At 69.5% G+C, this 17,366-nt stretch carries 17 protein-coding genes and 1 pseudogene; 9 read left to right on the top strand and 9 right to left on the bottom strand.

What is annotated here, in order from left to right:
* Window positions 1-61: 61 nt before the first annotated feature.
* The 3 genes and pseudogenes from FHW73_RS17415 to FHW73_RS04245 form a co-directional block, all read left to right on the top strand.
* Window positions 62-664 (top strand): annotated as a pseudogene (locus tag FHW73_RS17415) (DUF998 domain-containing protein); the annotation flags it as partial.
* A 144-nt stretch (window positions 665-808) separates the two neighbouring features.
* On the top strand, window positions 809-985 hold the full coding sequence (locus FHW73_RS17410; RefSeq protein ID WP_047135909.1) for a DUF1328 domain-containing protein: 177 nt from the start codon (window positions 809-811) through the stop codon (window positions 983-985).
* 261 nt (window positions 986-1,246) lie between these two features.
* Entirely contained in the window at window positions 1,247-1,492 is a 246-nt protein-coding gene (locus tag FHW73_RS04245; protein WP_183425476.1) for a DUF2789 domain-containing protein, read from the top strand.
* 182 nt (window positions 1,493-1,674) lie between these two features.
* On the opposite strand, the gene FHW73_RS04240 is transcribed toward FHW73_RS04245, so the two are convergent.
* Both FHW73_RS04240 and FHW73_RS04235 read right to left on the bottom strand, forming a co-directional pair.
* Window positions 1,675-2,094: an MliC family protein gene (locus FHW73_RS04240; protein WP_183425475.1), complete on the bottom strand. Its 420-nt coding sequence runs from the start codon at window positions 2,092-2,094 to the stop codon at window positions 1,675-1,677.
* 106 nt (window positions 2,095-2,200) lie between these two features.
* Window positions 2,201-2,623, bottom strand: a complete 423-nt coding sequence (locus tag FHW73_RS04235; RefSeq protein ID WP_183425474.1) for an MliC family protein — start codon at window positions 2,621-2,623, stop codon at window positions 2,201-2,203.
* 142 nt (window positions 2,624-2,765) lie between these two features.
* Here FHW73_RS04235 and FHW73_RS04230 point away from each other — a divergent pair, with 142 nt between their 5' ends.
* Window positions 2,766-3,266 (top strand): hypothetical protein, encoded by a 501-nt coding sequence (locus tag FHW73_RS04230; RefSeq protein WP_183425473.1) that lies wholly within the window; start codon window positions 2,766-2,768, stop codon window positions 3,264-3,266.
* A 160-nt stretch (window positions 3,267-3,426) separates the two neighbouring features.
* Here FHW73_RS04230 and FHW73_RS04225 read toward each other — a convergent pair whose 3' ends face one another.
* A complete protein-coding gene (locus FHW73_RS04225; protein ID WP_183425472.1) occupies window positions 3,427-3,714 on the bottom strand; it encodes a DUF3247 family protein in 288 nt (95 codons plus the stop codon).
* 70 nt (window positions 3,715-3,784) lie between these two features.
* Window positions 3,785-4,513, bottom strand: coding sequence for a Crp/Fnr family transcriptional regulator (locus tag FHW73_RS04220; protein WP_183425471.1), 729 nt, complete (start codon window positions 4,511-4,513; stop codon window positions 3,785-3,787).
* 197 nt (window positions 4,514-4,710) lie between these two features.
* On the opposite strand from FHW73_RS04220, the gene FHW73_RS04215 reads away from it, so the two are divergent.
* Entirely contained in the window at window positions 4,711-4,899 is a 189-nt protein-coding gene (locus FHW73_RS04215; RefSeq protein WP_183425470.1) for a hypothetical protein, read from the top strand.
* A gap of 151 nt (window positions 4,900-5,050) precedes the next feature.
* Window positions 5,051-7,369, top strand: a complete 2,319-nt coding sequence (locus tag FHW73_RS04210) for an FdhF/YdeP family oxidoreductase (protein WP_183425469.1) — start codon at window positions 5,051-5,053, stop codon at window positions 7,367-7,369.
* A gap of 59 nt (window positions 7,370-7,428) precedes the next feature.
* On the opposite strand, the gene FHW73_RS04205 is transcribed toward FHW73_RS04210, so the two are convergent.
* From FHW73_RS04205 to FHW73_RS04195, 3 genes are read right to left on the bottom strand one after another with little or no spacing between them, the layout of a single operon-like run.
* Entirely contained in the window at window positions 7,429-8,499 is a 1,071-nt protein-coding gene (locus FHW73_RS04205) for a glutathione synthetase (protein WP_221187420.1), read from the bottom strand.
* On the bottom strand, window positions 8,496-9,716 hold the full coding sequence (locus FHW73_RS04200; protein WP_183425468.1) for a tyrosine/phenylalanine carboxypeptidase domain-containing protein: 1,221 nt from the start codon (window positions 9,714-9,716) through the stop codon (window positions 8,496-8,498). The genes FHW73_RS04205 and FHW73_RS04200 overlap by 4 nt, the downstream gene beginning before the upstream one ends.
* Window positions 9,713-10,570, bottom strand: a complete 858-nt coding sequence (locus FHW73_RS04195; protein WP_183425467.1) for an N-formylglutamate amidohydrolase — start codon at window positions 10,568-10,570, stop codon at window positions 9,713-9,715. Before FHW73_RS04195 ends, FHW73_RS04200 begins: the two co-directional genes overlap by 4 nt.
* Window positions 10,571-10,732: 162 nt before the next feature.
* Between FHW73_RS04195 and FHW73_RS04190 the strand changes: the two genes are divergently transcribed.
* The 3 genes from FHW73_RS04190 to FHW73_RS04180 all read left to right on the top strand — a co-directional run bounded on the left by FHW73_RS04190 (window position 10,733) and on the right by FHW73_RS04180 (window position 15,420).
* Entirely contained in the window at window positions 10,733-12,880 is a 2,148-nt protein-coding gene (locus tag FHW73_RS04190) for a S46 family peptidase (RefSeq protein ID WP_183425466.1), read from the top strand.
* A 19-nt stretch (window positions 12,881-12,899) separates the two neighbouring features.
* Window positions 12,900-13,790, top strand: coding sequence for a pseudouridine synthase (locus FHW73_RS04185; protein WP_183425465.1), 891 nt, complete (start codon window positions 12,900-12,902; stop codon window positions 13,788-13,790).
* Window positions 13,791-13,860: 70 nt separating this feature from the next.
* Window positions 13,861-15,420 (top strand): calcineurin-like phosphoesterase family protein, encoded by a 1,560-nt coding sequence (locus FHW73_RS04180; RefSeq protein ID WP_183425464.1) that lies wholly within the window; start codon window positions 13,861-13,863, stop codon window positions 15,418-15,420.
* A 79-nt stretch (window positions 15,421-15,499) separates the two neighbouring features.
* On the opposite strand, the gene FHW73_RS04175 is transcribed toward FHW73_RS04180, so the two are convergent.
* On the bottom strand, window positions 15,500-16,072 hold the full coding sequence (locus tag FHW73_RS04175; RefSeq protein ID WP_183425463.1) for a response regulator: 573 nt from the start codon (window positions 16,070-16,072) through the stop codon (window positions 15,500-15,502).
* The gene (locus FHW73_RS04170) at window positions 16,069-17,310 is read right to left on the bottom strand and encodes an ATP-binding protein (protein WP_183425462.1); all 1,242 of its coding nucleotides are present in this window, start codon (window positions 17,308-17,310) and stop codon (window positions 16,069-16,071) included. Before FHW73_RS04170 ends, FHW73_RS04175 begins: the two co-directional genes overlap by 4 nt.
* Between the last annotated feature and the right edge of the window lie 56 nt (window positions 17,311-17,366).

The raw sequence follows: 17,366 nt of genomic DNA, 5'->3' as shown, positions 1-17,366 counted from the left end.
GTGACGATGGCGCGCCGGCACAGCGCGCCTAGAATGGCGCCCCCTGCGCGATCGTCCTGCCATGTCCCCGCCCGCTGCCGTCATCGATAGTCCCCTCGACCAGACCTGTGCCCGGGCCTGCGCACTGGTGGCGCTGGCGAGCCTGGCGACGTTCTGCGCGAGCGCGCTGGCGCTGCACGGCCTGCGCCCCGACCTCGATCCGGTGCACAGCCAGATGAGCCTGTACCTGATCGGCGACTGGGGTCCGCTGCTGCAGGCGGCCTATGTCGTGCTCGCGATCGGAATGACCGCATTGGGCTGGGGGCTGCGGCAGACCAGCAGCGGTGCCTGCCGCAGCGCCGCGCCACTGCTGCTGTTCGCACTCGGCGGGCTGTCGCTGGCGACGACCGCCTATGCTTGGATGGATCTGCCCGGGATCGACAGCACGCTCGAAGGCCTGATCCATGGCGTCTCGGCGCAGGGCGCGTTCCTGTTCGCGACCGCCGGCATGGTGCTGCAGGCGTTGCGCCTGCGTGGGGATGCCGCCTGGCGGGCGACTGCGCGCTGGGCGCTGCCGTGGGCCCTGCTGTGCTTTGCATCGATCTGGGTGCTGGCGCTCTGGCGCGACGCACCGCGTGGGCTCGCCCAGAAGACCGTGGTGGTGTTGATCCTGGGCTGGCTGGCCGCCGTCTCGACAGCGTTGTGGCGCAGAGCGGCCGCTTCGCGTGGCGGGGCGTGTTCACGCCAGCCGCACCGCCCCGGTCACAGACTGCGGTCCGCCGACGCGACGAATGCCACGTCGTGCAATTACCGACGTATGGAGAACGACATGATCAAGTGGGCCATTATTTTCGCCGTCATCGGCCTGATCGCAGGTGCCCTCGGGTTCACCGGCGTCGCCGGTGCCTCGATGGGCATTGCCAAGTTCCTGTTCTGGGCAGCGATCATCATCGCCGTCGTGCTGTTCGTGCTCGGCCTGACGGTCGCCAAGAAAGTGACGAGTTGACGACGCTGCCGATCGCAGTGCCACGACCGCCGGCTTGCCGGCGGTTTTTTTTAAGTCCGCCCCAAGCGCGGGCCGGGCGTTCGCCGCAAGACGCCCCCGCAAGCCGGGGTCAGAAAAACCGGGGTCAGAGTGCAATTCGCTTCGAATTGCACTCTGACCCCGGTCTGGCAGCCGAATCGAGTGGGGCACGTTCGGTGCTCAAGTCACGTTGACGCGGGCGCCGCTAGGGTAGGTGCACCGCTTGCCCGACCGAGGATGTCCGTGGAACCGACTGTGCACCCTTTCTCCGAACTCTTCGCCCAGCTCGGCCTGCCAGATGACGAAGCGTCGATCCGCGCCTTCATCGCCCGCCATGCGCCGTTGCCCGATGACATGCGGCTGGAGGAAGCGCCGTTCTGGACGCCCGCGCAGGCGCAGTTGCTGCGCGAGGAGCGACTCGAGGATGCAGACTGGATCGTGGTCATCGACCAGCTCAATGTCGCGATGCACGCGACACCCGACCCATAAGGCGGCCCGGCCGGGCGTTGCTCACGCTGTTGGCGACTGCATTCGCCGCGTGTGCAGCGCAAGACGCGGCACGCAACGGACCCGATTGAACGCGGTCGCCCCGCATGCCAGTCGCATGCGGGGCAATGGCACGCACGTGGCGTGATCCGCAGCTCAACACCCTCTGCCGGGAGGCGCGGGGATCAGGGCGTGCCCGGCGTCCCGGTGCACACCCGGTCGGGATGGCCGCTGCGCAGCAGGATCGCGTCGTTCGCGCCGCGGGTCCACAGCACAGTGCCTTGATCGTCGGCGTAACGGGCGCCTTGCATCGCCGGGTCGCTCTCGGTGCGCAGCACCACGTGGGCACCGTCGATGGCCACGCTGGCCTGACCACGGCCATCGAAGGTCGCATCGACCTGCGTGCCCTCGCAGTCGTAATGCACCACGCGTGCGATGGGTGCAGCATCGGTGGACGGCGTTTCGGGATCGTGCGGCGTCATCGCAGCGGAGGACGCATCGGTTGAAGGCGGCGGCACGGTGTCGTCGGCTGGCGCCTGTGCAGGCGAGCAGCCGGCGAGGGCGAAACCCAGGACTGCGATGAGCAGGGGTGGGGCGTGGCGCATGATCGTCTCCTTGCGTGTGGACACCTGGGACGGACATGGGGGGGAGGCGCGTTCGCAGGCTACCCGTCCCCTGCGCGCCGGGTGTGAAGGCCGCGTGGACACCCGGTCAGCCGGCGGTCTCTACCGATGTCCGGCAGGTCTGTGCCGGCAGGCCGTCGACGGTGATGTCGGCCTCGTCCGACCCCTTGGTCCACAGCACATTGCCGTCGTCGTCCGCATAGCGGGCACCGCTTGCGGCCGGCGTCGTGCGCAAGGTCAGGGTGCGGCCGTCCAGCTGCATCAGCGCGGTGTCGCCGTCGTCTTCGTAGGCGACGGTATAGGTGCGGTCGTCGCAGTGATAGCTGACCGTCGATGGCGGCGCGCCCTCCGCTTCGCGGGCGGCGAGCGAGCCGGTGGGCGGTGGTGCCTCCATCGCCGCAGGGGCGGGGGGCGGCGAGGCGGGATTGGCGGGCGTCTGGTCGACGCGGTCGTTCGAACAGGCGGCAAGGGCCAATCCAAGCAGGGCGGCGGGCAGGGCGGCGTGGCGCATGGCGAGTCCTCGTTCGTGATCGAACGCCGCCGGGCGCACCCGGTGACGTACCGCCATCGTGGACCGGCCCACGTCAATGCCAGGTGCGCAGGGGCGTCGATGGCGTCGTGACCGGATGCGAACATCCTGGCCTGCACCCTCTGTGGCCACCCTGACGAGGCAACCCATGCGCACCCATCGTGTTTTCGCCTGTTCCCTCGCGCTGTGCGCGGTGTCGCTGGCCGCCTGCCAGCCGAGCGGCGAGACTGCCGCACGTTCCGACCCATCGCCGGCGACCGAAGACGTCGGCGAACGCGCCGAGGTCGCGGCCGTGGAGGGGGATGTCGTCGTATCGACCAACGAGCCGTTCTGGCAGGCCCGGATCGAAGGCGACACGGTCTTGGTCACTGGCATCGACGGGCCGGCACGCCGGTTCGCGAACGCGTCGTCGTCGATGACCGCGGATGGTCGGCGCATCGAGGCCCGGGACGACGCAGGCGAGGTGGTCCTCATCGTCCGCCGCATGCGCTGCGAGGACGACATGTCCGGCGCGCGGTTTCCGCTGACGGCGTTGCTGACGCTCGACGGCGACGGTCCCCACCACGGATGCGCGCGGCCGGCATCGATGCCGCCACCGCAGCCGACCGACGCCGCAGCGCCATAACCGTCCGATGTCGACCGGGAGGGCGAGGCCACGGTGGCGTGTGGGCGCGAATGCGCCGGTGTGATGGGCCGGCACCGGTGCGCGAGCTGTTGGACGATGGTGCCGCCTCTCGCTTGAGCCGGCTGCGCAAGGGCAGGTCGCTTGTCGCGCGCCTGCAGGCTCAGGCGCTGCCGATCTGTTCGATCGCGACGATGTCGCCGACCCAGACGTAGTGCGGCACCGCCGGGTCTTCCAGGTCGTCGAGTCGCAACCGCGCATTGTGGCCTTCGTCGCCGTCGGCGGTGCGGAATGTTTCCAGTGTCGGCCGCACCGACACGACGCCTTCGACCTGGGTACCGTCGGTCAGGGTCACCTGGACGATGGCTTCGTCATGCAGCAGTCGAATATGACGTTCGAGCGCATCGATCTCGGTGCGCGCGACATGGATGCGCGGCGGCGTCTGGCTCATTGCAAACCTCCGGTCGGGAGGCCGCATGATGCCGCAGCGCCAGGCCAACGGCGGGTGAGGACGGCCTGCCTCAGCGCTCGGGTTCGAGCGGTTCGCGCAACAGGCGGTCGTACTCGCTGCGGATGACCTCGTAGCACTCGCAGGCGCGGTCGAGCAGCGAGGCCGGCTCGAGCACCTGGATCAGCCCCCGGCTATAGCGGATGCAGCCTTCGTCCTGCAGCCGGCGTGCGGCTTCGGTCACGCCCTCGCGGCGCACGCCCAGCAGGTGCGCGATCTGCTCCTGGGTCATCTTGATCTCGGTGGTGCCGATGCGGTCATTGACCAGCAACAGCCAGCGCGACAGCTGGCGGTCCACCGTGTGGTGGCGATTGCAGACCCCGGTCATCGCCGTCTGCGTCAGCAGCGCCTGCATGTAGCGCAGAATGATGGCCTGGAACGCACCGCCGAGCTGGAACTCGCGTTGCGCGGCCTCGACCCGGAGCGCAAGCGCTTCTCCACCGACCTGGACCACCGCGCGCAACGGCACGCTGCGTGCGCCGGCCAGCAGGCCGGCGCCGACCACGCCCTCGTTGCCGATCATCGCCACTTCGCTGGTGTCGCCGTTTTCCAGTGCGTACAGGATCGAGACGATGCCCTCGCGGGGGAAATACAGCGTGGAGCGGCTTGCGCCCGCCTCGTGCAGGACTTTGCCCACCGGCAGCTCGACCAGCTGCAAATCCTTGCCCATGCGATCGCAGACCTCCGGCGGCAGGTCCTGAAGCAGTCCATTGAGCGGCGCCCAGGGCGCATTCCTGTTCATGCGGTGCACTTGGATCCGAAGCATTCAGTGAACGATGGATTCTCGTTGCTGAATGGGGTGTCGTATGTGCGAAACCGCGCATACGCAGGCTGAATACGTTCGGTATCGCACAGACCCGCCGAACGCAAGCTTGCAAGCTCGAGGCAGGCTGCCGCGGATGGTGCGGCCTCGGGGATCGCAGACGACAGGAGCGTCGCATGGGCACCGATGATGTCGAACTGTGTTGCATCTATGGACAGATGGCGCGCGAGTACCTGGGTACAGTGCCTTGGGAGGACTGCGTCGCGCGCCTGGAAGCGGGATGGTTGCGTCTGCGCCACGATGACAGCGTGGCCTGGGACGAGGCCGAACCGTTGATCCGGGCCTGCTGGGAGCTGGCCGATTGAGTGCTCGCCGATTGCGTGTGTGCCTGCCATGGCAACGTGCTGTCCGGGTGACATGGATCTGGTCACATCGATCTTTTCACATCGATGTGTTCACGGATGCGTGAGCGCAGACGCGTTAGCGTCAGCTGTCATTCGCTCGTAAGGACGGACGATGGCACAGATCCGGATCGGCCGCTACGAAGGCCCCGCAGGCGGTTGGGGCTCGGTCCAGTCGCTGGCGCGGCACGGCCTGGGTTCCGACGCCCCCAGCGTCGAAGGCGCGCGCCAGCTGGCGCGGCAGAACAAGGTCGACGGCTTTGCCTGCGTCAGCTGCTCTTGGGCCAAGCCTGCCCAGCCGCACGCCTTCGAGTTCTGTGAGAACGGCGCCAAGGCGACGATGTGGGAACTCGACGAAGCGCGCGCCGACGCTGCGTTCTTCGAGGCCCACTCGTTGTCCGAGCTGCGGCAGTGGGCCGACTACGACCTCGAAGCGCAGGGCCGATTGGTCGAGCCGATGCGTTACGACGCGCAACGCGATCGCTATGTTCCGATCTCGTGGGAAGACGCCTTCGCGCTGATCGGTCGCGAGCTGCGCGCGCTCGAGCGCGAGCGCGTGGTGTTCTATGCGTCCGGGCGCGCGTCGCTGGAGACCTCGTACATGTACGGCTTGCTGGCGCGCGTCTACGGCAACAACAACCTGCCCGACAGCTCCAATATGTGTCACGAGAGCACCTCGGTGGGCTTGCCCCGGAGCATCGGCGTGCCGGTGGGCACGGTGCTGCTGGACGACTTCGAGCATTGCGACTGCATCCTGTCCTTCGGGCAGAACGTCGGTGTCAACAGTCCGCGCCTGCTGCACCCGCTGCAGGACGCCAGCCGTCGCGGCGCGGAGATCATCACCTTCAATCCGCTGTACGAGCGCGGCTGGGAGCGGTTCACCAATCCGCAGGAGCCGTTGGCGATGGCGACCGGCCAGTCGACGCGGATCAGCAATGCCTACTTCCAGGTGCGTGCCGGCAGCGACCTGTCGGTGCTGCAGGGCATTGCCAAGGCCGTGCTGGCGCTCGACGATGCTGCTGTGGCGGCCGGCGAGGCGCGCGTGCTCGACGTGGATTTCATCGCCGAGCACACCCATGGCTTCGAGGCGTTCGCCGCGTCGCTGCGCGCCAGCGACTGGGCGGACCTGGAGCGCGAATCGGGCCTGTCGCGGGCCGACATGGAAGCCGCCGCCGGGGTCTACGCGCGCGCCAAGGCGACGATCCTGATCTACGGCATGGGGCTGACCCAGCATCGCCACGGCGTCGACAACGTCCGCATGCTGTGCAACCTGGCACTGATGCGCGGCAACGTCGGCCGTCCGGGCGCCGGCATCTGTCCGGTGCGCGGGCACTCCAACGTCCAGGGCCAGCGTACCGTCGGCATCTCCGAAAAGCCCGAGCTGGTGCCGCTCGACCGCCTGGAGGCCCAGTACGGCTTCCAGGCGCCGCGCAAGAAAGGCCGCGATACGGTCTCGACCGTCGAGGGCATTCTCGACGGCTCGGTCCATGCCTTCATCGGGCTGGGCGGCAACTTCGCGCGCGCTGCGCCCGAGACCGGGCCGCTGGAGGCGCGCTGGGGCGACATGGCGCTGACCGTGCAGGTGGCCACCAAGCTCAACCGCAGCCATCTGCTGTGCGGCCGTACCGCGCTGTTGCTGCCGTGTCTGGGCAGGCTCGAACAAGATGTGCAGGCGAGCGGGCCGCAGCGGGTCACCGTCGAGGACAGCACCACCTGCATCCATGGCTCGCTGGGCACCAGTCGTCCGGCCAGTGCACATTTGCGCTCGGAACCGGCGATCGTCGCCGGCATCGCGTTGGCCACGGTTGCAGATCAATCGCAGGTGCCCTGGCAGGCCTGGGTGGATGATTACGCCAAGGTCCGCGATGCGATCGAGGCGACCTATCCCGAGCAGTTCCCGGACTTCAACGCGCGACTGGATGTGCCTGGCGGCTTTCCGCGCCCGGTTGCGGCGCGCGAGCGGCGCTGGCAGACCGACAGCGGCAAGGCCGAGTTCCATGTGCCGGAGGTGCTGTCGGCGACGGGCTTCGAGGATCGTCCAGGACGCTACCGGCTGCTGACGGTCCGCAGCAACGACCAGTTCAACACCACGGTCTACGGCTATCGCGACCGGTTCCGCGGAATCGAAGGCACGCGTCGTGTCGTGCTGATGAATGCGCAGGACATTGCTGCGCTCGGCATCCAGGAGGGCGAGGAGATCGCACTGGTCACCGACGTCGACGACGGGGTGCGCCGCGAGGTCGGCGGCCTGCGCGTGGTGCCGTATCTGATTCCAGCCGGGTGCATCGCCGCCTACTACCCCGAATGCAATGCGCTGATCCCGGTCGCCCACCACGCGATCGACAGCCACGTGCCGGCCGCGAAATCGGTGCCGGTCCGGATCGTGCGCGGACGCAGCGATGCGCCGGTGCCTGCCGGCCCGGCGCCGGAATGATCGGTTGTCGTTGAGGCGGTGCGCGCCGCACGGTTCTGCGACCGTGCGGCGTGCAGCTTTTAGAGCATCGCCAGTTCGGCGTTGCCGAGCGTGCGTCCGTAGTGGCGGCGCAGGCGCAGCTTGCGCTCGAGGTCGTCGAGGATCGCGCCGCTGAAGTCCAGACCGGTCAGCTCTTCGACCATGTTGATCCCGCCCGGCGTGTCGACGTTCACTTCCATCAACTTGTTGCCGACGATGTCCAGGCCGACAAAGTACATGCCGTCACGGATCAACTTCGGCGCGACCAGCTCCGCCAGGCGCAACGCATCGGCATCGGGCACCGCCATCTCGTACTTGCCGCCGGCGCTGATGTTGCTGCGTGCATCGCCGCTGTCGTTGTAGCGGCGGATGCAGGCATAGGTCCCATCGACCTCCAGCGGACGGCCGTTGAGCATCAACAAGCGCAGGTCGCCGTTCTTGGCGCCGGGCAGGTATTCCTGCGCGATCGCGTAGCCGTCGCGGGTCACCGCGTCGATCATCTGGTTGAGGTTGCCGGTACCGTTGCCGTCGACGACGAATACGCCCTGGCCGCCAGACCCCTGCAACGGCTTGATCACGCCGCAGCCGTCGTGGGCGGCGAGGAAGGCCTTGATCTCCTCGGCGTCGCGGCTGATGCAGGTGACCGGGCGTACGTCCTCGGGGAAATGCTGGAAATAGGTCTTGTTGGACGCATCGGTCAGGTGCGTGGGGTCGTTGACGACGAGCACATCGTGCAGCGCCACCAACTGGGCGAACAGCAGCGCGCTGCTCGGTGCCCAGGGGCGCTCGACCAGCTCTTCGGCCGGATCGCTGCGCAGCATCAGCACATCCAGATCCTGTACCGAGATCCGTTCGGTCTGGCGCTCGGGGCCCTGGAGGTCGGCGAGCAGGGCGCGGTCGTCTTCGTAGCGGTCCAGGCGCGGAATCCGCGCGCAGGCACGGATGGTGCCGCCGGCATCGTAGGTGAAGTCGCCCAGGCCGATCAGCGCGACCCGATGGCCGCGATGGACCGCCTGACGCGCGAGGCGAATGGTGGTGTAGTTGTCCTGCTCGGTGTCGACGTCGTTGACGACGAAGCCCAATCGCATCGGGGCGTGCTCTCTGGCGCTCATGGTGTGGGTTCCGGGGGGCGGTGGGTCTGGTGGAGGCATTCGACCGGCGTGCGGCGGCACGCGTCGAGTCGGGTGGAGAAATCGTCGGCCGCGGTGTAGCGCGGCAGCAGTGCGGGCGGCACCACCCAGCCGTCATCGACCAGGCTCTCGAGCAGGTCGAGTTGCGACAGGGCGAACTTGCCCAGGAACAGCGCATCGAACTCGCCGTCTGCGGCGAGGTAGGCCAGCAGGTCGCGCACGCCGCGCAGGTAGACCGCGTCCTTGGTCAGTCCGCCGCCGCGGCGCGCACGCAGCGCGACATCGAAGGCATCGTCGGTCGGCAGCGCATGGTGGGTGTGCAGTCGGTCGAAGATCGCCGGCAGGCCCTCGCCGTTGGCGGCCATCGCTGCGGCGACGACGCGCGCGGCAAGCACGCGCAGGCGTTCGCCGGGCAGGTAGCCGGCGAGAAACTCCGCCAGCACGCCCAGGCCTTCCTGGGTCGGGTCGTACTGCGCCAGTCCGACCTGCAGTTGACGCAGCGCCTGCTGCTGGCCGTTGTGGCGGGTCACGACATGCGTGCCGATTTCGTGCTGGATCAAGGGATCGACGCGCGCGTGCGGCAGGCGGATGTTGCCGTCGATGTAGAACGTGCCATGGGACACCATCAGCATCGAGCTGATGTCGGTATCGACCACGACCTCGATATGGAAGTCGGGCGCCTGTGCGCGATACCAGTCGATTTCCGCCTCCACCGCCGCGCGCACGTCGTCGATGCCGGCATCGGCCACCAGCGGCTCGCCGGCCGGGACATTGGCGAGGATGCGTCGGGCCAGGTCCAGCAGATCGGGCTCGACGTCGCCGAACAGCGCGACGCTGGCCGCGATGAAGTCCGGTTGGTCGCGCGCCTGGACCAGGTCGATCATGCGGCTGAGTTCGCGTTGTTTCTCGGCCAGCAGGGCCTGCAGGGCGGGCGGTGCGACCTCGCCGATCGGCAGCGCATCAAGCGTGCGGCGGGCGGCCGCCAGATCGGTCTCCAGATCGACGTAACGCAGTTGCGGCTCGACCATCCGACCGGTGGCGTCGAACTGGCGCCACAGGGCCTCGCCGTCGAGCGGTGACAGGGCGATCAGCCAGTCCAGTTGCGCGTCCATGCGCGCCAGCGTTGCGTCGATCTGCGCCGCCACCGGGGGCAGGGCGCGCGCCTTCGGCCGGGCCATCACTATGGCGTCGGCGCTCATGCCAGGAACTCCGGACGGACCGCCTCCACGGCCTGCTGCAGCCCATCGCGCAGGGCATAGAGCGCGGAAATATCGGCCTGTCCGGTCCATTCGTCCATGAAGATCTTCTTGTACTCGGGCGAGATCGTGCAGACGCGATCGCCCCAGTGCGCATAGACCCATTCGGGGAAATGGCCGCCGGTCGGGAACCGCACATTGCAGCGCACATCGGGCAGCACGCCGCGCACCGGATGCCGACGCAATACATTGGCGAAGCGACGCGCGGTGCCGCCCCAGCGGGCGTGGTCGAGTGTGGTCACGCCCAGCTCGATATCCGGATTGTCGGCCTGGGGCGCCGGATCGGCATGGGCGCCGTCGCGGCGATGGTTGTAGCTGTGGAGGTCGATCAGCAGGGCACAGCCCCAGCGGTCGACGGTCCGATCGATCAGCTCGCCGACCATCGCATAGAAGCGGTCGTACAGCGCCAGCGACGCTGCGCGTTCGGCTTCGGTCAGTGGCGATGCCCAGACCTGCAGGCCCCAGGCGGCCTCGGGCGTGGCGTAGATGGCCTGGTCGCGCGGCCGGTTGAGGTCGACCTCGAAGCGCGAGGTGCGCACACGCAAGCGCACATCGCCGACCTGGCCGAGCAGACTGGTCAGCGGATCTTCCTCGCGCCAACGGGCCTCCTCGTCGAGCGCGACACGATCGCGCAACGCGGACCGCAGCAGGTGACCGTCATGGATGGCGGTCGTGATGACCGGGCCGTCGGCGGCGACGAGATCCCAGGCATCTTCGCGCAGCCGCAGGGCAGGCGGCGTGCCGGGGGTCAGGAAGGTTTCGGGATGGGGGCGACGTGGATCGGGAGCGACTGGCATGGCGCGCATGCTCGCAAGCTGCCTATGATGTGGACGTGACCGCACAGGTCGCTGCGCTTGACGGGGCATTAACCGTGGGCGTGACCGATGGACGTTGTCGGCGCGCGCCTGGCTGGCTATGGTCGCCGGCTGTGCCGTCGTGCTCTTTTTCGGATCTTCGTCATGCTTTCCAAACGCCCACTGACTGCCGCCCTCGCGGCCGGCCTGCTGTTGTCCGCCACCGCCCATGCCGATGAGGGCATGTGGATGCCCGGTCAATTGCCCGACATCGCCGCGCAGATGCGTCAGGCCGGTTTCCGGGGCGACGCGCGGGCGCTGGCCGACGTGACCCGCCCGCCGCTCAGCGCAGTGGTCCGCGTTGGCGGCGGCACCGGCGCCTTTGTCTCCGGCGATGGCCTGCTGTTGACCAATCACCACGTTGCCTACGGCGTGATCCAGTACAACAGCAGCCCCGAACGCGACATCATCGATGCGGGCTTCATTGCCGACGGCCGCGCCGACGAGCGCCCCTCCAATCCGGATTTCCGTGTGCTGGTGACCGTCGGTTTCGACCGGGTGACCGACACGGTGCTCGCCGATGCGCGCGGCCTGGACGGGCGCGCCTACCACGATGCGGTCGAGGCGGCCGGCAAGCGCCTGGTCGCCGATTGCGAGCAGGGGGGCGAGGTCCGCTGCAGCGTCGCCAACATGGACTACGGCAGCGACTTCTACCTGATCCGGCAACTGGAACTGCGCGATGTGCGCCTGGTGTATGCACCGCCGCGCGCGATCGGCAACTACGGCGACGAGATCGACAATTTCATGTGGCCCCGGCACAGCGGCGACTTCACGCTGCTGCGTGCCTACGTCGGGCGCGACGGACGACCGGCCGACTACAGCCCGGACAACGTGCCCTATGCGCCGCCGGCGCATCTGCAGGTCGCCCGCAACGGTCTGCATGCCGGCGACTACGCGATGCTCGCCGGCTATCCGGGCACGACGTTCCGCCATCGCACGGCGGCCGAGTTCGAAGCGCAGGTCGGCCAGGTGCTGCCGCAGCGGGTTGCGGTGTTCGATGCCTTGATCGCGGCCGTCGAGGCGGTCGGCCGCGACGATGCCGAAGTCCGGACGCGCTACGCCGCGCAGTTGCAGACCTTGAAGAATCGCCGCAAGCGCGCTGCCGGCGAGCTCGAGGGCCTGGTGCGCAGCGATGCGGTGCGCCAGCGCCGCGCCGATGAGGACGCGATGCTCGCCGCGACCGGCGGCGAGGACGCGCGCGACATCGCCGCGCTGCAGGCGGTGCTGGCGCAGGGCAATGCCGCCGGCGAGGGCGAGCAACTGCTCGAGCTGATCGCCAGCCAGACCCAGGTGCTGCGCAGCGCACTGCTGCTTGAGCGCCTGCGCATCGAATCGGCCAAACCCGACGCGCAGCGCGAGCGCGGTTACCAGCAGCGCGACCACGCGCTGATCGAAGGCGTGCTGCGCCAGGCGCAGCGACGCTACGCGCCCGAGGGCGAGAAGGCGCTGCTGACGGTGCTGCTCGGCCGCTACCAGCAGTTGCCCGACGCGCAGCGGCTGCCGGCGTTCGACGCGGCATTCGGGCGTACGCCCGCCGCCCTGGCGAGCGCGCTCGATACGCTCTATGCGGGCACCGCGCTGGGCGAGGAAGCGCAGCGGCTGTCGCGCTTCGAAGCCGCGCGCGATGGCCGGGCGCTGGCCGACGATCCACTCGTCGCGCTGGCCGGGCCGCTGGTCGCCGCACAACTGCAGGCCGAGGACGCCCGCAAGACGCGCGAGGGCGAGCAACTGCGGCTGCGTCCGGCCTACATGCGCGCCCTGGTCGCCTGGCGGACCTCGCAGGGGCGCGCGGTGTATCCCGATGCCAATGGCACCTTGCGCGTGAGCTTCGGGCGGGTCGAACCGCTGGCCCCGCGCGACGCGGTCGCCTACGCGCCGGTCACCACGGTGGCCGGCATCGTCGAAAAGCACACCGGCCAGGCGCCGTTCGATGCGCCGGCGCCGCTGCTCGATGCGATCGCGCGCGGCGACTTCGCCGGCACCGACGAGCCGACGCTGGGCAGCCAGCCGGTCAACTTCCTGACCAACCTCGACACCACCGGCGGCAACTCCGGCTCGCCGGTGCTCGATGCTCGCGGTGAGCTGGTCGGACTGAACTTCGACAGCAACTGGGAGTCGGTCAGTGCCAGCTGGTGGTTCGACCCACGCACCAAGCGCGCCATCCATGTCGACATGCGCTACATGCGCTGGCTGATGGCCAAGGTCTATCCGGCGCCGGCGCTGCTGGAGGAAATGGGACTGCCGACGCGATGACCGGGGCCGGGACGCGGGCATGACGCGGCGGCCGCTGCCGCTGTGCGACGGCGTGCCCGCAAGCCGGTTGCAGCTGCCGCCCGGGCCCTGGCGCACGGTGCTCGAGGCCTTGTGCGCGCGGTTCCCGCAGATTCCGCAGCCGATCTGGGAATCGCGCTTCGCGCGCGGACGGGTGCTGGCGGCCGACGAGGCGACACCGCTGGCGATGGATGCGGCCTATCGCGTGGGCCTGGAGGTCGCCTACTACCGCGAGGTCGATGAGGAGCCGGTCGTCGCGGCGATCGAGCGCATCGTGCATATGGATGCGCATCTGGTGGTCGTCGACAAGCCGCACGGCCTGCCGGTGGTCCCGGCGGGCGGCTTTGTCCGGCAGACCTTGCTGCACCGGTTGATCGAACGGCTGGACAATCCGCATCTGGTGCCGCTGCACCGGATCGATCGCGCAACCGCCGGCCTGGTGCTGTTCTCGGCCGAGCCCGGAACGCGTGCGGCCTACCAGGCGCTGTTTCGCGAGGGGCGCATCGACAAACGCTACGAGGCGCTGGCGCCGCCATTGCCGCATCTGACGTTCCCGTACGTGCACCGCAGCCGCATCGAGCGCGGCGTGCCGTTCTTCCGCATGCGTGAATGCGCCGGCGTGCCCAACAGCGAGACCCGGATCGATGTGCGCGAGCGCATGTCTGATTGCTGGCGCTATCGGCTCGAGCCGGTCACCGGCCGCAAGCACCAGTTGCGCGTGCATCTTGCCGCGCTTGGTGCGCCGATCCTGCACGACCCCTGGTATCCGGAGCTGCGTGAGACCGACGCCGCCGCGCCGGCACTGCAACTGCTCGCCGCATCCCTGGCATTCGACGACCCGCGTGACGGTCGCCGCCGCCGTTTCGATTCGCAGCTTCGCCTGCAGCGATGAGGCGACTCGGGATCGGCGGTCATGGGCGCGGTGCATAATCGGCGTGCTTTTTCGCTGCCGGATGTCCGCCATGTCGCGCTCGTGTTCGTTGTTGCCGTTGCCCGTCCTGTTCGCATTGCTGGGCGCGGCGTCCGCGCCCGCGCTGGCCTGCGACAGCGGCATCGTGTTCGAGGACCGCAACAGCAACGGCCGGCAGGATGCGGACGAGCCCGGCCTCGCCGGCATTGGCGTGTCCGATGGCGTGCGGATCGTCGAGACCGATGCCGACGGCCGATTCAGCGGCCTGGCCGGGAGCTCGGCCTTCGTCATCAAGCCGGCCGGCTACGCGCTCGCGCGCGACGGCGCGCTGCCGCGGCACTGGGCGTCGACCGGTCGCGGCGACGATTGTCACTTCGCGCTGCGCCCGCAGACGCCGGCCGCCGATGTGCTGGACGTGCTGGTGTTCGCCGATCCGCAGGCCGGCCGCGAGGCGGAAGTCGACTACTACGCGCGCAGCGTGGTCGCCGCGGCAGCGCGGACACTGGCGGCACTCGGCCTGGTGCTGGGCGATGTCGGCAACGACGTGCCGGCGCTGTATCCGGCGATCAATGCCGCGACCGCGCAGCTCGATGTGCCGTGGCTGCATGTGCCGGGCAACCACGACCTGGATGTCGAGGCGACTGACGACCCCGGCTCGACGGCGTCCTATCGCGCGGTCTATGGGCCCGAGACCTATGCCTGGGAGGAGCCGCAGGCCAGTTTCCTGATGCTCGACAACGTCCTCCACCAGCCCGGCCAGCGCCCTTCTTATGTCGGGGGTCTGCGCGAGGACCAGTTCGCGTTCGTCGAGGCCTATCTGGCGCGCGCTCGCACCGATCGGCTGCTGGTCGTCGGCGCGCACATCCCGTGGTTCGACACCGCCGCCGAGGGCGCGCCAGAGACCATCCGCAGCGCCGACCGCGCGCGCTTGTTCGGGCTGCTGGCGCGGTTCCCGCGCGTGCTGCTACTCACCGGCCACCGTCATACCCAGCGCCATGTGCGCCACGGCGCGGCACAGGGCTGGCAGGGCACAACGCCCTTGCACGAGTACAACGTCGGCGCCGCGAGCGGGGCGTTCTGGAGCGGCGCACCCGATGCCGACGGCATTCCCGCGGCGACCATGGCCGACGGCACACCGAACGGCTTCGCCACGCTGCGCGTCGAGGCCGATGGCAGCTATCGGCTGGCCTGGCAGCCGGCACGGCTGCCTGCCGACGACCCGGCCAGCACCGCAGCGATGGCGCTGCATGCGCCGCGCGTGCTGCGGCAGGGCGCGTATCCGGCCTGGGGCGTCTACGCCAATGTCTACATGGGCCAGCCCGACACGCGGGTCGAGTACCGCATCGGCGATGGCGACTGGCGACCGATGCGTCGGGTCGAGCGCGCCGACCCACGGTTGGTGCTCGAGAATGCGCGCGACGATCTCGCCGAAGCCCTGCGCGGACGCGACCGCTCGCCCGAGGCCGACCTGTCGCCGCACCTGTGGCGCGGTGCGCTGGCGACCGATCTGCCGGTCGGCACGCATCGGGTGGAGGTGCGCGTGTTCGATCCCTGGCAGGGCGAACAGCGGGCATCGACGGTGTATCGGCTGGCGGCCGCGCCGGGCGATTGATCCGCGGCCGGTGCGCGAGGCCTACGCGGGGGCGCGTACCGGCGTCGGTCCGAGGCGACGCCCGCAGGCCGCCGCCGGTTCACTCCGACAGCGGGCGCCGCTCCGGGCCGGGCCGCTTGGCGAGCTTGCGCTGCAGCGACCTGCGATGCATGCCGAGCAGGCGCGCGGTTGCCGAGATGTTGCCGCCGGTCTCGGCCAGCGCCTGCTGGATGTGCTCCCACTCCAGGCGGTGCAGCGGGATCATCGTCGGGCTCTCGACGCTCGGCCCGTCGTCGATGTCGCTCGCCGCGCCGGTCGGCACCGGCTCGGTGTTGTGCAGGATCCGCAGCAGGGTGTCGGCCGACACCGGCTTGGGCAGGTAGTCGTCGGCGCCGCGCTTGATCGCCTCGACCGCGGTCGCGATGCTGGCATAGCCGGTCACCAGCAGGATGCGCATATCGGCACGGATCGCGCGCAGCGGCTCGATCAACGACAGCCCCGAGGCATCGGCGAGCTTGAGATCGACCAGCGCGAAGTCGGGCGCGATGCGCGCGGCAACCTCGAGTGCGGTCGGGATGTCGGGGGCGACTTCGCAGTCGATCCCACGGCGGGTCAGGGCGCGCCGCAGCGCTTCCAGGTACAGGGTGTCGTCGTCGACCAGCAGGCCTTTCATCGTGTCGTTTCCTTGGGGGCATCGGCATGGCGCGCGTCGACCGGGACGCGGAAGTGCAGCACCGCGCCGCCGCCGTCCGCCTCCTCCAGGTCGAGCTCGCCACCCAGTTGTTCGATCGCCGCATGCGACAGCGCCAGACCGATGCCGAGGCCGTCGGGCTTGCCGCTGCGGAACAGGACCGGCAGGAATGGCGCCTGGGCGTCGAATCCGGTGCCGTAGTCGCGGATCGCGCCATCGAGCATGCCGTCGTCGAGCTGCAGGCGCAGATCGACCTGCTGGCTGCCGTTGGCCGCACTGGCATCGGCGGCATTGTTGAGCAGCGCCAGCAGCAGGTGGCCGATCGTGCGGTCCACCCGCAGCTGCGGCTCGACATTGCCGCTGCGGACCAGCACCACGGTCGGGCGCACGAGCTGCCAGTGGTCGAGCACCCGGCCGATATCGACCAGCCGGCTGGCGGCCGGGTCGGCCGGGTTGGCGAGCGAGCGCACGCGATCGCGGCAGGTGTCCACCAGCCGCCGCAGCATCGCGATGTCTTCGGCGGTGCTGGCGGGCAGGGCCGCGGTGTCGACGTCGTCGAGCACCAGCGTCATCGTGCCCAGCGGGGTGTTGAGCTCGTGGGCGACCGACGCGGCGTGGGTGGCGAGCGCGAGGATGCCCTCGTTGCGGACGAAGCGGTCGCGCAGGTCGCCAAGTTCGCGTTCCCGGCGATCGCGGGCGCTCGCCAGCCGGGTCAGGAAATACAGCACCAGCGCCACGGAGACGAAGAAGTTGACCGCCATGCCGGCCAGGTGCAGATCGAACCGGTCGTGCAGGTGGGGCAAGGGCTGGCCGAAGTGCACCGACAGCATGTAGCCGCTCACGCACGACAGCGCCGCGGCGACCGCCCAGGCCGGCGGCAGCGCCATCGCCGTCAGTGCGATCGGCAGCAGGAACAGCGAGGCGAAGGGGTTGGCGATGCCGCCGGTCCAGGCGACCAGCCAGGTCAACACCGCGGTGTCGACCAGCACATGCGCGAAGGCTTCGGCCGGCGCCGCGTCGCGGCTGCTGCGCAGGCGCAGGTGCACCGCGACATTGAACACCGCCAGCACCGCCACCGCGGTCCACAGCGGCCAGGCCGGCAGGCCCATGTCGAAACCGCGCGTCGCCCACAGGATGGTCAGCGACTGCCCGCCCACCGCCGCCCAGCGCAGGCTGTAGAGGGTGCGCAGCAGGGCGGTGGCGGGGGGTTGCGACTGCATGGGTCGCCATCGTAGTGCACCGGCGCGCGGGCGCCTATCGCGACGGCACCGCGGCG

Origin of the sequence: Luteimonas sp. RC10 (genome assembly GCF_014192745.1) — a bacterium.
Taxonomy (GTDB): Bacteria; Pseudomonadota; Gammaproteobacteria; order Xanthomonadales; family Xanthomonadaceae; genus Luteimonas.
Note: the sequence above shows the minus strand (reverse complement) of the source record. Positions and strands in the feature narration are given on the sequence as shown.